Below are 13,734 nucleotides of genomic sequence, written 5' to 3'. Positions count from 1 at the left end.
CCGTGACAGGCGCCACCCGCGAGGACCTGGATAGCGACCTTGTCGCAGCGTTCCTACGTTCGGTCCGCGAACGGGATCCCCACGGTCTGGGCCGGTTTCCTGACGATGCCGAGTTGCTGCGGCGTGCTGGAGTTACTCTGCCCGACGGCGCTCCGACCGTCGTAGGAGTGTTGGCTTTGGGGGTTCACCCACAGGAGTGGTTTCCGCGCTTCGTCATCCAGGCTTCGGCAGAGCCATTGCCGACCGATCCCGTAGGATCGCGGGCTCGGAACCAGACAACGATCACTGGGGCTATTCCACGGATGATGGAAGAGGCCCTGAACTGGGCACGGCGAACCTTTGACACCAGCGTCGTGTCGGCGCCGGACGGGACTGTTCGTGATCGGCCCGCCTAGCCATACATCGCATTTCGCGAGATCATCGCGAACGCTCTTCTCCATCGCGACCTCGATCATTGGTCGGCTGGCATGGCCGTGGAGTCCGCCTCCGTCGTGACCGGCTGATCGTCTCCAACCCGGGCGGCCTGTACGGCATCACGGTCGATCGGCTCGGCCGGGATGCCGTCACCTCAGCACGCAATGCGCGACTCGTTGCGATCCGTCAACACGCTCGCACACCAGAAACAGGCGCGCGAGTGATCGAGGTGCTGGCAACCGGCATTCCAATCGTGGCCGATGCCATGGCAGAGGCCGGGCTTCCACCTGCGCATTACATCGACGCCGCCATCCGATTCACTGTCGTCCTACGGCGGCAGGCAGTTCCCGTCATCCGCCCGGGCGACGACCTGAACGAGACGGAGCTACGCGTCTACGACACCTTGGCGGCCGGGACACGCAGTGTCGCTGACCTCAAGCAGGAACTGAACCTGTCCGCACCCAACATCCGCAAGGCACTCCGCGAACTGAGATCGAGGGGGCTCGTCGAGCAACTTGGGGGCCAAGGACGGCCAACAACCTACCGGAAACTCTCGGAGTAGGAGGATGCTGATGTCCTTGCACGCCGGTACGCCCAGCGAGACAAGATAGCCGCTGACGCCCAGTTGAACGACGACTGATCAGGTCAATCTCGTCGAAACTCGCGTGCGCGAGCCAATGGCGCGAGTGATGGCACGGTGATCATGCCTCTGACGTGGCGCTCGCTTGCGAGATCTGGCACGGTATGGCACGGCCTTGCGGCACGCAGATGGCACGGAAGCGAACCCGGCGCCCCCTACAGGCGATCCACCCGCAGGGGGCGAACTGCCGACGGTTTTACAGCGGGTCTACGTTCCTGCTTCATCAGGCCTCTGACCTCCGGGTACGACTCCCACCTTTCCCCCACCAGGGAAGATTATCCCGCGTATATCCCGCGAGGCGGAGCCAGCCACGATCGTCCCCCGCCCCCGGAGCCTGCGGATCAGCCACGTTCTCCGGTGAGCCAGGGTGAGGAACGAACCCTGGATCGTCGATCGCCCCAAGCAGGTATGGCGGCCAGCCATGCAATGGCGATCGTGAGGGCTGCATCTGTGAGGCAGCGCGGCAACCCCGGCCCGAGCGTTCGGTCAGGGGCGCTTGGTTAAGCCAGTCGAAAGCGGTCACTCACGGCCGTTGTCGTGTGGCGCGACTGCTGCACTTTGCTGCTGCTCGTGATGACAGTAGTGCGACAGCGTGTCGGTCACTTTCTCGCTATAGAGACTGTTCTCCGCGAGAAGAAGGCAGCAATCAAGGTGGTTGCCCCTGCGGCAATCAAGACGGTGGCGGGAATCTGAACAAGGTTTCGGACATCCTTGCATCTGTTCATATAGTCCATTTTTTCTACTGCCCAGTTACGAGTCTCATCCGTTAAGTAATCAGGGAGAGAGGCAGTAATGAATGCAGAACCACATGCCTCACCTTCCGAAGTAACAGGCATCAGGCCAGCAAGTACGCCTGAGCCGATCAGCAAGAAGGCGACGAACGCGAGGAGCTTGGTAGCCATAAGTAGTCCTTAGGTAGGTTCATCCGGGCCTGATCATTCCAGGTCGATCCTTGGCCCGGAAGTCTGGGCGGATGGTGCGGACGTAGGGCCGGCTCTGTGCGGCGGTGCGGCGCCTGGTCGGTGGGTTTGGGGTGTACGGCGGGGTCGCCGTACGGCGATGCCCCGCGCGGCGCTCGCGCGAGAACGGCCCTCAGGCCGCATGCGCAGCGCGGGACGGCGGCGCGGGGCGTACGGCGGCGCGCCGCGCCGCCGCTTGATCTTCATAAGAACAACTCGGCAAGGTAGCAACGCGCGAGGCTGCGCAGCCAGGTGCTGCCCCCACAGTCGCTTGAGCTCAACAAAGATCTAGACGGCTCTTCACTGCCGTCGCTAACGTCTCCAGCGTGACAACCATGGATCACAAGGAACTTCATGCGTCCGCGGTGGACTTCGCAAGGCGAGCTCTGGACGCCTACGTACGCAGCGACATAAGGGTTGTGCTACTGAATGCAGCCGTCAGCCTCGAACATCTGTGTAAGGCATATTTGTGCAGCCTAAATCCCGCCCTATTGGCGGATCTCAAGAATGGCCCCTTTGATTCTCTAGTGCTTCTTACTGGACATGGACACATGATTCAGAAGCCAAACCATCTACGGACCGTTGGCGGATGGGATGCATTTAAGCGCGCACAGCTACTGCTACCGAAACCACAAGCACCAGAGGCACCGATCAGGCAACTGATTAATGTGAGAGACGGTGTTATACATATGGGCCACCTCGACAGGCACGAGAACAGGGAATCATTTGCCGCCTACCTACGTTTCAGCGATAAACTTTGCGATGCACTTGGTTCGTCGAGAGATCAACACTGGGGACCACATAAAGATCTCGTGGACTCGCTAATAACCGAATCGTTGGATGAGATTGCGAGAATGGTTCGATATCGAATCTCGCAGGCGCGCGATCGCATAGAGTCACTACTGAGACTCTTTCCCGAGGATCAACATGAAGTAGTACTGATGGCACGACAGGTTCGCCCTTCAGGCGAATCGACCTACGGCCTGGAACGAATAGAACACGCATGCCCAGCATGCCCGAACCGCGGATCGGTCTACGCCGGCAGGCTCGACATAGCAAGAGACAGTGACCTGGACTCCAAACCAGTCAGGCCGGACGAGAAACGGCCATTCGTTCTGAGGGGCGAAATTTTCGCTTGCGGCTCATGTGATCTCCGCCTATCAGGCTCTGACGAGCTTAAGGCAGCAAACTTGCCGACCTATATACCTTACGAGATCGCTCAAGATGTCGATACTAGCGATCTGAAGTACCTGAGCCCCTCGGACCTAGATGACCTCGAACCTCTAGATCCCGATCTCATAGAAATGGACTCTGACGAGGCGCGAACTAACTACTACTCATGGAAACTGCGCCACTCAGACCCTAATTATGAATATGACTATGAGTACGACTCGCAAGATCCCGATCCTGGAGCCGGAGATACCCTAGAAGGCCTGCACTAGAACAACTAACTGATACTCCAGAGTTAAGATCAATCGAGCAGTTCCGGGCGTCGACTGGTGAGAGCTCCACGAGCTGTGACAAACCGTTCATGAAACTCCTCTGCGAGCGCTTCGCGGCGGTAGCGCTGCCGTAGAACCCGGTTCAGATCTCCTGCGCGGTTGACCAAGTCCGTAAGGGAGCGTCGGTCGATGTCGAACGCGGCCAGACCCTCAGCAACCGCCACGTCGAGATCGCCACGCCGGGCGTGAACTATGCCGAGATCTATATGGGCGTCTGCCACACGCATGGGAGCGTTGGACGTACCGTCCGGTCGAGTGTGCATCTGAATGGTTTCGCGGGCATGTTCTTCAGCCCGATCGTCATCAGCGAGCCACGTGTAGCAGGTGGCGGCGTAGAAGACCCACTTGGCGTGGTCGAAGACGAAGTGGTGGTCTGGGTGGTCGGGTATGGACAGGTTGCCGAGCACCTCAGCTCCGCGAGTCAGGGCACGGTCGGCTTCGCGGCGGTCACCGATGCGGGCCAGGCCGCGAGCCTCTTGCAGGGTGAGTTGGACCATGGCGCTGCTCGTGCCGGCCACGGCTTGGCCCATGCGGGCGGCGGTGACGACGTCTTCGTAGCGGCCTTCGACAAGGGCGAACCAAGCTGACATCTCGTGTGCCCATCCCATGAGTTCGCCGTGTCCGACCTGGCGGCCCATTTCGAAGGCGGCGCGTCGGGCCGTTTCGGCCTCTTCCCTCTCCCCAGGTCGTAGTGGGCACAGCCCAACAGGGCAGTAAGCCAGCCGGTAGTCAGGAGCAGTTCGCGGTGCTGGTCCAAGGTGAGGCGTCCGGCAAGCAGGTGGTTAATCTGCGCCAGCCGCTTCTGGGTGCGATCGCGTAGGGTGCCTGCGGGCACGACGGGATAGGCGCGGCACAGGAGATCGACGGCCTCGGCAAGGGCCTCCAGGGTTCCGGCTCCGACGTCGGATGCCTGGAGTTGCTGGGCGAGTTCCATGGTGCCGTACAGGTCGGCCTCGGCGCGAAGGGCGTCGGCGGGGATCACGCGGGCCTCGATGAGGCGGCTTTCGTTCTGCCTCCCCTGGGAGAACCCGAGATCTTCCGGCGCCTTCCCTGTCAACTGGGTCAACGCGAGCCGGTATTCGGTGCGCGGCCACCTGACTTCGCCTGCTTCCCAGCGCCGGATCCGCTCCTCGTCGCAGGCCAACCCTTGTGCGACACCAATGGGCGTGGCATTGATCTTTTCGGCCATCTGCGCGCGGTTGAGCATCTCCTGGTTGCGCCAGGCACGTAGGCGAACGTTCGGGATGTAGTCGGGCATCTGCGGGCCTTCCTCCCGGCTGGGGGCTCGAAAGGGGAAACAAGGGGGCCGTTCAGGGGTCCTGCTCAGACGCGGTTGCCGGTGGACTTGTCATCAATCAACCACGGTACGTCACGCGGCCTCCCGCCACAGGGAACGCCGGATGAACGAGGAGATGGCGACGGTGATCCGGCCAGACGAGACAAGCAAGACGTCGCCCCGCCCCGGCTGCCGGGGACGCGGGATCAAGCTGCGCGACTCGCGCCGTGCGCTCCTCATCGGCGACACCGACAGAGATCAGATGCCGAAAGGCGGCACCCGACCAGTGATGTGGAGGGTGCGGCGAACGTCCTGGCTGAGTACATCGCCAGGTGATGACGGGCGCGGCGAGGCGGGCTTGGTCCCTTCCGGAGGGGGTGGGGGCCGTGGTCTGGTCTCGTCGCGCCTTCCCCGGCAGGCAGATGCAGTGGCAGCCCCCGTGGCAACCTTCCCGCCCCGGTCACTGCACTGCCTGCCAGACTTCTCGCGTTCGGCTCCTGCTGTCGGCAACTACGTAGACAGTCAGCGACGAGCCGGATACGCTCAAACTTAGTAAAACAACCTGTCGGCTGTTGGACGGTCAAGATGTCGCTAGAGTCCGTGCCGCCTAAGTATGCGCAGCTTGTGCACACTCTTCAGAGGCGCATCGAGGCGGGAGACTACCCACCGGGCACGATGCTCCCCAGCGAGAACCAGCTCATCCAAGAGTTCAGCGTCTCCCGTCCCACCGTGGTCGCCGCCCTTCGCGTGCTGCGTGAGCAGGGTTGGATCGAGTCTCAGCAGGGCAAAGGCCGCTTCGTACGCGGCCGCCCGGCGATGGCCTCCATGGAGCAGAAGCGCCCCGGACAGGCGTACCTGACCAAGCCGGAGAGCGACTCCGCGAGCGAGGTCGTTGAAGTTGGCGCGGTGGCCGTTCCGAACAGGGTCGGCGTTCTCCTCGACGTGCAGGCCAAGAGCAGAGTATTCGTCCGCCGGCGACTCATCGTGCGCGATGGCGAGCCGACTGAGCTGGTGTCGCTGTGGTTGCCTCTGGAGCTGTCGGAGGGAACCGACCTGACCAGCGGTGAGCCATTGCGGGAGGGCATCCGTGAGCATCTGAAGTCGCGCAAGGGAGTGCGCTTCGATCACGTGGTGGAGCAGATCACCGGGCGCATGCCCACCGCTCAGGAAGCCAAGCAGCTCGGCATGCCGAAGAACGTGCCGCTCCTGGCCGTGTTCGGTGCCGTCCGGAATGCCTCCGGCCGTCCTCTGGCCGTGGTAGAGGTGCTACTTCCGGCCGATCGTCACGAACTGGAAGACGCCTACCCGGTCACGTGAGGAGCCGTCGCTGGCTTTCCGGGCCGCCACAAGCGGGCTACGTGAAGCGTCAGGCAGTTTACGGACTCGGACTGCTATGAAAAGAGGCTTCGATCTGCTCTGGCACAGACAAGTCCGCCTCGCAGTTCGGGCACGTCGTCCGCCCGAACAGGTGGGTCAGCTGCTCGGCAGCCTCAGCTTGCCCGGCCTTGACGGCCATGCGATACAGCCGGGAGGCCAGCGGCTGTAGGTCTGCAGGCGCCGCCGGGCGGACATTGGTCAGCGGCGGGCCCTTGAAGGTGAGCTTGCGCACGCTCGTGCGTGGGTCGCGACGGCGAGTGCCGAGGTCGGAGCCTTGGTAGAGGTCGATCTCCAGGGACTCTGAGCAGGACGGGCAGATCACGTCGTGGAGATTGGGGAGCAGACATTCGCTCCACACCGGCACTCCCTCAAAGGCTAGGAGTCCCTCCAGCGGATATAGATAGTCGAGTCCATCGCCCTCGAACGGCTCCTCCGTCAGGTGACGCAGGATCATCCGGTGCAACTCGTCGATCGCGGCCGGGTAGCGCTCACGGCAGTATCCCGGCCGGTGAAGCTGCCGTTCCCCATTGACGATCTGACCGGCCAACGCGCTCGCCGACTGCTGATCACCCGGCAGACGACCGGTGGCGATATCCGCCAGGACGGGCAGGGCGGCAAAGCTGGCCGGGTACACCGTCCCTTGATGACAGAGACTGGACCACAGCTCATGCCAGGCATTGGGAGCCAGTTCTGGATCTCCGACTTCTTCGAAAAGTTGCAGGAGGTCGGTCGCGGCACCGTAGGCGTGCTCAAGGCCTGACCAATCCGTCGGCATGCCCACGATCATCCCAGCCGCGCCTGACGGGCGAACCTCACATCCTCAGCTCCACCCACAAGATCACGCTCCATGCGCTAAAGGGAAGAAAACTGGCAAACGCCACCAAGGTGGCTATCCCTGCGCGAGTCTTTACCGAACAACATTGACGACGTCACTTGACCTAGCAAGTTTGAGTTGCCTAAATCTTAGAGCATCGCTTGGTAGGTTAAGTGACTGTCAGTTAAGAGAGGCAAAGCCTTGGCTCTGCAAGGCCCCATCCCAGTCACCTTCGCCATGGTCTTCCCGCACGGCTGCTACATCGTCGGCGAGGTCGAGCCCGTCAAGGACTTCGACGCCTCCGCCAAAGGCCGGTTCGTGCAGGCCCGCGACAAGCAGACCGCAGAGCTCGTCTGGCAGGTCGCGGTCATGGACGGTGACCCGGCCCTCAAGCCCGCTCAGAAGACGGTGGCGGTCAAGGTCCTCGCGCCGGTCCAGCCGGTGCCGCCGTCCCCGATCCCGGGGCTGCCGTTCACGCCCGTCGAGTTCGACGCCATCTCGGTCACGCCGTACGTCAACGGCAACGGTCGCCTCGCCTACTCCATCAAGGGTCGACAACCAGCTGACATGGAGAGACGGATTTCGACAGCGGAACGCGAGTCCTACACGATGCGCTCGCACAAGGCGGCCACCTGGTCAGCGATGGCCATCTTGGGTTGTGGCCCTCTTCTCGCAGGTCAAGGGGAATGATCTCTTATGACGCATGAGGCATGTCGCCAGCGAGCGGGGCTGCACGCGGACCCACCTTCCTTCAAGTAGTTAACCCAATGAGCATCAACCGTGACTCACCGTCGCGTAAATGCTTATTATGCGTAAGACGCCTTGCTTGAGGCGTCCTGTCTCCGCGGGGTGGGCTCATGACGGGTGAGACGATCCGGCTGCGCGTTCAGATGACCGACACCGCCGCCGATGCGCAGGACCTGGACCAGGCCGCTGCCAGCCTTAAGGACGAGCTGCTGGGACTGGACGTGGTGGTAAGCGCCGAAGAAGGGGCGGAAGCTCCCGAGGGCGCCCGGGGGGACCTGACGTTCACGCTCGGCGGACTGGTGATCGGGCTGGCAGGTACGGAAGTGCTCGCCACGATCGTGAACGCGGTGACCGCCTGGCTCTCTCGCAACCAGCACCGTTCGGTCAAGCTGGACGTAGAGGGTGACGTGCTAGAGGTGACTGGAATCGCGTCGAAGGAGCAACGCGAGCTCATCGACGTGTGGTTACACCGTAGGCAGCCGGGCACACCTCCGCCGGCAGGTCGGCGTGTGGCGTTGATCGTGGCCAGCGACGAGTACGGTGATCCCGGGTTGCGGCGGTTGCGGGCGCCGGCCCTCGACGCGGAAGCACTGGCCGGCGTGCTCGGGGACGCGGCCATCGGCGGGTTCGACGTACGTACGATGCTGAACGAGTCCACCGCTGTCATCAACGAGGCTGTCGAGGAATTCTTCGCCGACCGGCACCCCGACGACTTGCTCCTGCTGCACTTCTCCGGCCACGGGGTCAAGAACGACAACGGCGAGCTGTACTTCGCCACCCCCAGCACCAAGCTCAACCGCCTCGGCGCCACCGCTGTGTCCGCCGAGTTCGTCAACCGGCTGATGAGCCGCAGCCGATGCCGACGCATCGTGTTGCTGCTCGACTGCTGCTACGCGGGCGCGTTCGGGCGCGGCTCACTCTCACGGGCGGGCTCGGACCTCCATGTCGAGGAGCAGTTCGGCGGGCGCGGGCGGGTGGTCATCACCGCCTCCAACGCTCTGGAGTACGCCTTCGACGGACCCGAACTGGCCGATGCCCGGGACACGTCGCCTTCGGTGTTCACCAGCGCGCTCGTGGAGGGGCTCGAGACGGGCGACGCCGACCGTGACCAGGACGGCTATGTGGGCATCCACGAGCTGTACGACTATGTCTACGACAAGGTGCGAACCGGCACGCCCAAGCAGACACCGGGCAAGTGGACGTTCGACGTGCAGGGGGACCTGGTCATCGCGCGACGCAGCCGGCCCGTGAATCGGCCGGCGCCGTTGCCGCCCGAGCTCCAGGAGGCCGTCGACCATCCGATCGCGGATATCAGGGCCGGTACGATCGATACGCTGGCCCGGCTGCGGCGCAGTCGCCACGCAGGTCTGGCCTTGGCGGCCCGGCTGACGCTGGAAAGGCTGGCCGACGACGACAGCCGGATGGTCTCGGCCGCCGCGGCGCAGGCCCTCGGCACCGACACGCAGGCACACTCCCCTGCCTCGCCTTTCACTCCTATCGATGTTCCGCCGGCAGTACCACGACCGTCATCATCGGCGGTGGCCGCGAAGGGCGCAGGCGATCGGCCCGCCAGGGAGTCCGTGACGCCCGCTCCCACAACCGAGTCGGCACTCGACCGGCGATCCTTCGTGCGGCGAGACGAAGACGAGGTCGTTCCCCGAGACACCTTCGCGAGTCGGCGTCGCCCGTGGACTCTGGCCTTGCGCGCCCTCGCCTTCCTGTCCGCGCTGCTCCTGCTGGTCGGTCCGATGGCTCGCGAGTCCGGTATCGGATACCTATGGCTGCGAGGCGGCGTCGATCCGACGTGGTTCATGCTGTTCGTGGGCACCGCGATTGTGGTCGGCCTGCTCAGAGAAGGCCGGCCACGTACGGTGATACTGGGTGCCGCGGCCGGCCTGGCCGCGCTCCACGTGGGCCTGTTCGCCCAGATCATCGCGATCGCTCGCCTGCAAGCCCCGTTCGAGGTGCTGATGACTCTCATGGGCACGGTGCTCATCCTGCTGGTGGTGCTCGTGGAGATGGCCTTGGCCCTGAAGGGCACGGCCAGGGTCGTCGCGGCCGTCGCCGGCCTGTTGGCAGTGACAGCGACGGTCATCGATCTGATGATTCCCATCCCGGTGGCCGAGGCGGACCCCCCGACAACCGGATCGATGACAATCCTGGTCCTCATCGGCGCGCTCGTTGTCCGCGTGAGCCTGGACTCGGGGCGGCAAAGAGCCTGGCAGTCGATCGTGCTGGGAATGACGGCCACGGTTCTGGTCGCCTTCGGCGTCCTCAGTCTCCCGAGCGGCGACAGTCCGGGAAGTTCGTGGGTACCCGCGTATCTCCCGGTCCTGCTGGTGTTGTTCGTCGTGGAGTCCCAGGTGACGCACGACCGGCTGGAACTGCTGGCCGGCGTCCAATTCATGGTGATCGCGGGCTTGATCCGCAACTTCGCGCTGGTGCCGACCGGGCCGGCGTTCCTGGTGGTGATGCTGATCGCGGCGGCGTTGGCGGGTGCTGCCGCGTACCTCGAGCGAGCGCCGGAACGGGCGCGGGTGAGCGCAACCTCAGGATGATGTCCTGAGTGACCAGGGGAGGCGTAGGCGGGGTACGGCCCGCGCAGTGAGCAGGCCGTCCTCCCGCACCCTCAGCCAGGAGACGATGTCTCCCATCCCGCAGGCGCTCCGCTCATGATCACGAGCGGAGCCTTCTCACAGGTGGGCGGTACTGGGTTCGAACCAGTGACCCCTCGCTTGTAAGGCTCGCCGCGAGAAGGTGGGGCCTCGGGTGATTCGGGGTCCCACCTCGCCGAACGTTCCGGGCAGATCCTCAGCTGTCCACGCTCGTCCCGGGCCGTTGTCACTCAGATAGTCACTCAGTGGGAACGGCCTGGCCGTGCTCCAGATAGACGGTCTTGCCAAGCTCGCGGGCAGTGGCTGCGGCTTTGAGACGACGAGCAAGCCGCTCGATCAACAGACCGTCCAGTTCCCCGACGGGATGAAACGCATAGGCGCTCAGCTCGTTGTCCACGAACCTGATCTGCTTGAGCAACTCGCCGTCCAAGGTGCCTCCGTCGAACACGAACAGCACCTTGTCGCCCTCCTTAGGGAGAGGCGCCCAATCGACCACGAGGAGGCGACCGATGGCCGGCTGAATGCCTAGCTCCTCTTGCACTTCTCGAACGCACGCCTCGTACGGGGTCTCCCCCGGCTCGACGTATCCGCCCGGAATGTCCATGGAGGGCTTGTACGTAGGACGGACGAGAAGCACACGACCGCTGTCATCGAAGAACAGCGCACCGGCGGCGGCACGAGCCTGGGCGAACGGCGGAGCCTCCTGATCGTTCACAGCCCCGACCTTACGCCACAGGGACTGCCTTCACACGATGTGCAGTCGCCGGGCGAGAGCTGCGAGTTGGAAACTGGGTTTGCCCTTCTGCCTTCTGATCCACGACATCGTGAGCTGGCGGCTGAGGTAGTGATGGCGCACCTGCTCGGGAGCGATGGTCTCGGCCTCCAACAGCGCGGCCATCGCGTCGTCGGTACGGTTCCATAGGCTCAAGGCATGCGCCACGGCCAGGCCATGACGAGCGCGACGTTCGATCGGAAGCCCGCTGGTATCCAGCTTCGGCCCGAGTTCCACAGCCACCTGGATGTCTCCCAGCTCGATTGCCGTGGCCACCTGATGGATACGGACGTTCGTCGGCCCGAACGCGGTCCAGACATGGTTGGCGTCACTGCCGAGCCGCACCGCCGCTTCCTGTGCCTCGGCGAGGAACGCGCGTGTCGTGCTGCGGTCCTCGTCTCGCGCCGCCGCCATCGACCCAGCGAGGTACAGCGTGCCGTACACCGAAAGCAGCTCAGCCGTGGCGTGCGGGAGGTCAGGAGACAGCAGGTCGGCGGCGTCCATAGTGAGCTGCTTAGCTGCCTCGTAACGGCCGTTGGACAGAAGCGCGTGGGTCACGGAGCGAAGCAAGGAGGCCGTAACGAGCTGATCACCGGACTCCCGTGCAAAGGACAGACCGCGCTCGGCGGCGATCCACGCGAGATCAGCCTCACCAACCTTGCTAAGGATGCTGGCAGCGGCGTGGTAGACCTGCCCAAGCACTCCCGATGCCGCCATGCGCGCGTCACCGTTCGCAACGCGCGCGGCATGATGCGCCTCCCCGAGGAGTCCAGGCAGAGTCCGTATCACGTAGCTGTACCGGGCGCCCTGGTACGCCCGCCACACCTCGGCAAGGGCACGTCGCAGGTCGGCCTGCCCGGAGGGCTCCGCGTTCTCCACGAGCCCGGCCATCGGCGAGAGCTGCCGATAGTCGGTGATCGCGGCTCGCAGCGCGGGGATGGTCTGATCGCCGCTTCCGTCCGTCCACTCGAACAGGTGCGGCTCGGCCAGCAGATCACCGAGGGACACGTCCAACACGCTCGCCAGGGACTTGATGACGGACAGACGGTCCAAGGTGATGCGGTCGTTCTCTACCTTGCTCAGCCAATCGGTGGTCCGTCCCACCAGCCCGGCCAGTACGTCTTGAGACATCCCACGCCGTCGCCGATACCAAGCCACGCGCTGGCCGATGGACAGATTGCTGGTCATTCCTCGCATGCACTTCATCCTCATCGGATGCCTACGACGGACCCCTGAATTTCCTTCCGGCCTAGAAGCTCAGCCGGCACATACCGTCACGCTACGTCACTGCCGTACGTGATGGGAGGCCACTCATGCAACCGCAGAACCGACACCCCACGCCAGAGAAGCACGCCGCCGATGCCCTGGCCGACGCCCTCGCCGCTCATGGCGTATCCGCAGACGTGCATGACGGCTATGGCCTGAGCCTGGTGTCCGTGTGGGTCGGGCTCGTCGTCTGGTGCGACGGCGATTGGTACTGGTGGCGAGCAGACTGGGACGACCGCCGCAAACGGGTGCTATACGCCCGCCATCCGGCCATCGAACCGTCGAGAGCCGCGCGCCGGGTCGCCTTCCGCTACGCGGACCTTCAGCGACGCCACCCCCTCTCGGTGACGATCCGCAGTCTGCGCCCGGAATCCACGGAAGCGAGCCCTTAGTGAAGGAGACTCGCGAAAAGTTAGGATGTCGGGTCGAGATCGTGGCCATGCTGCACAGTCCCGCTCGCACTCGGGCCGTTGGCGATTTGCTGCTGGGGCAGCGCGGAACGGTGAAGGAGATCCTGCGCAGTGGCACGCTTGCGCTGGTGTCCGTCTGGGTCGGACCGGTCGTCTGGTGTCACGGCGGGCGGTACTGGTGGCGATCAGCATGGGACGCGAGACGACAGCGAGTCACCTACGCCTGGCACCCACTCACCGAGCCCACTCGGGCCGCCCACCGAATCGCTCCCCGCTACGCCCAACTCCGAGAGACTCAGCCACTCTGTACGCCGGTCGCCGGAGTCCAACCGTGCCCATGACCTTGGCGAAGTTGATCGCCGAGTACCCGGAGTGGCACGTTCACGACATGGCAGCAGGGTGGGCGGCCATTCGGAAACAGTCCGTTCCCCGTACAAGCGGGCAGTCCAACGTCCGTTGCGGGGCAACGTTGGATGAACTGGCTGCGAACCTGCAAGCGGAGACCAGGCTAGGGAACAAGAAGCAGAGGTCTCTTCGCGGGTCGGTCTGAAACGGCCCTGCGCCACGCCGGGCACCACCATAGGCAGCAACCCGGGTGAATCGATGGCAACCCGACCCGGAGCGCAGGGCCTCCAGGCCCGAGCACCGGAAGCGGGGCGGCGTGCGCCACGAGGCGCTGTATGACCGTGCGGAGATGAAAGGGCTCCGCCGACGGCCTGTCGTAGCAGGTCGTGCGAAGTGGGAGGCAGCCTGATCCCGGAGTCGTGGGTGAGGGTGGGAGCAGCCTCGACAACGTCAGGACGTGCCGGTACTGCCAGACGGTGCGGGCCTGGTTAACGAGCGGGAAAGGTGTACGTGAGGAACCAGTGGTGTAACGCCCTTCAAGGCTTCCACCAGCTCGAATCTGGCGGATATGGGCTGGGTTGCGGTGCGTAACCGCCG

The 13,734-nt window shown here is 64.1% G+C and carries 12 protein-coding genes; 6 read left to right on the top strand and 6 right to left on the bottom strand.

The window, feature by feature from the left end; translation table 11 throughout:
• The first annotated feature begins 454 nt into the window (after positions 1-454).
• Positions 455-976 (top strand): ATP-binding protein, encoded by a 522-nt coding sequence (locus AB0L53_RS36005; RefSeq protein ID WP_364003794.1) that lies wholly within the window; start codon positions 455-457, stop codon positions 974-976.
• Positions 977-1,653: 677 nt separating this feature from the next.
• Here AB0L53_RS36005 and AB0L53_RS36000 read toward each other — a convergent pair.
• Entirely contained in the window at positions 1,654-1,956 is a 303-nt protein-coding gene (locus AB0L53_RS36000) for a hypothetical protein (RefSeq protein ID WP_364003791.1), read from the bottom strand.
• 383 nt (positions 1,957-2,339) lie between these two features.
• On the opposite strand from AB0L53_RS36000, the gene AB0L53_RS35995 reads away from it, so the two are divergent.
• Positions 2,340-3,455, top strand: a complete 1,116-nt coding sequence (locus tag AB0L53_RS35995) for a hypothetical protein (RefSeq protein WP_364003789.1) — start codon at positions 2,340-2,342, stop codon at positions 3,453-3,455.
• A gap of 29 nt (positions 3,456-3,484) precedes the next feature.
• Here the strand turns inward: AB0L53_RS35995 and AB0L53_RS35990 are convergent, their stop codons facing one another.
• Together AB0L53_RS35990 and AB0L53_RS35985 are read right to left on the bottom strand one after the other, a co-directional pair.
• Positions 3,485-3,922 (bottom strand): hypothetical protein, encoded by a 438-nt coding sequence (locus AB0L53_RS35990; RefSeq protein ID WP_364003786.1) that lies wholly within the window; start codon positions 3,920-3,922, stop codon positions 3,485-3,487.
• A 14-nt stretch (positions 3,923-3,936) separates the two neighbouring features.
• Positions 3,937-4,773, bottom strand: a complete 837-nt coding sequence (locus tag AB0L53_RS35985) for a hypothetical protein (RefSeq protein ID WP_364003784.1) — start codon at positions 4,771-4,773, stop codon at positions 3,937-3,939.
• Between the two features lie 642 nt (positions 4,774-5,415).
• Between AB0L53_RS35985 and AB0L53_RS35980 the strand changes: the two genes are divergently transcribed.
• Entirely contained in the window at positions 5,416-6,108 is a 693-nt protein-coding gene (locus AB0L53_RS35980) for a GntR family transcriptional regulator (protein WP_364003782.1), read from the top strand.
• Positions 6,109-6,166: 58 nt separating this feature from the next.
• On the opposite strand, the gene AB0L53_RS35975 is transcribed toward AB0L53_RS35980, so the two are convergent.
• Complete coding sequence (locus AB0L53_RS35975; RefSeq protein WP_364003779.1) at positions 6,167-6,955, bottom strand: hypothetical protein; 789 nt, start codon at positions 6,953-6,955, stop codon at positions 6,167-6,169.
• 228 nt (positions 6,956-7,183) lie between these two features.
• Here AB0L53_RS35975 and AB0L53_RS35970 point away from each other — a divergent pair, with 228 nt between their 5' ends.
• A complete protein-coding gene (locus tag AB0L53_RS35970; RefSeq protein WP_364003776.1) occupies positions 7,184-7,672 on the top strand; it encodes a plasmid replication, integration and excision activator in 489 nt (162 codons plus the stop codon).
• Between the two features lie 167 nt (positions 7,673-7,839).
• Positions 7,840-10,287, top strand: coding sequence for a caspase family protein (locus AB0L53_RS35965; protein ID WP_364003773.1), 2,448 nt, complete (start codon positions 7,840-7,842; stop codon positions 10,285-10,287).
• 295 nt (positions 10,288-10,582) lie between these two features.
• Here AB0L53_RS35965 and AB0L53_RS35960 read toward each other — a convergent pair whose 3' ends face one another.
• Together AB0L53_RS35960 and AB0L53_RS35955 are read right to left on the bottom strand one after the other, a co-directional pair.
• On the bottom strand, positions 10,583-11,059 hold the full coding sequence (locus tag AB0L53_RS35960; protein ID WP_364003770.1) for an NUDIX hydrolase: 477 nt from the start codon (positions 11,057-11,059) through the stop codon (positions 10,583-10,585).
• 30 nt (positions 11,060-11,089) lie between these two features.
• Entirely contained in the window at positions 11,090-12,304 is a 1,215-nt protein-coding gene (locus AB0L53_RS35955; RefSeq protein WP_364003767.1) for a helix-turn-helix transcriptional regulator, read from the bottom strand.
• Between the two features lie 125 nt (positions 12,305-12,429).
• Here AB0L53_RS35955 and AB0L53_RS35950 point away from each other — a divergent pair, with 125 nt between their 5' ends.
• Positions 12,430-12,774 (top strand): hypothetical protein, encoded by a 345-nt coding sequence (locus AB0L53_RS35950; protein WP_364003764.1) that lies wholly within the window; start codon positions 12,430-12,432, stop codon positions 12,772-12,774.
• Positions 12,775-13,734: the final 960 nt, after the last annotated feature.

Source organism: Nonomuraea sp. NPDC052129 (assembly GCF_040680095.1).
GTDB lineage: Bacteria > Actinomycetota > Actinomycetes > Streptosporangiales > Streptosporangiaceae > Nonomuraea.
This window is presented reverse-complemented; position numbering and strand designations above follow the sequence as displayed.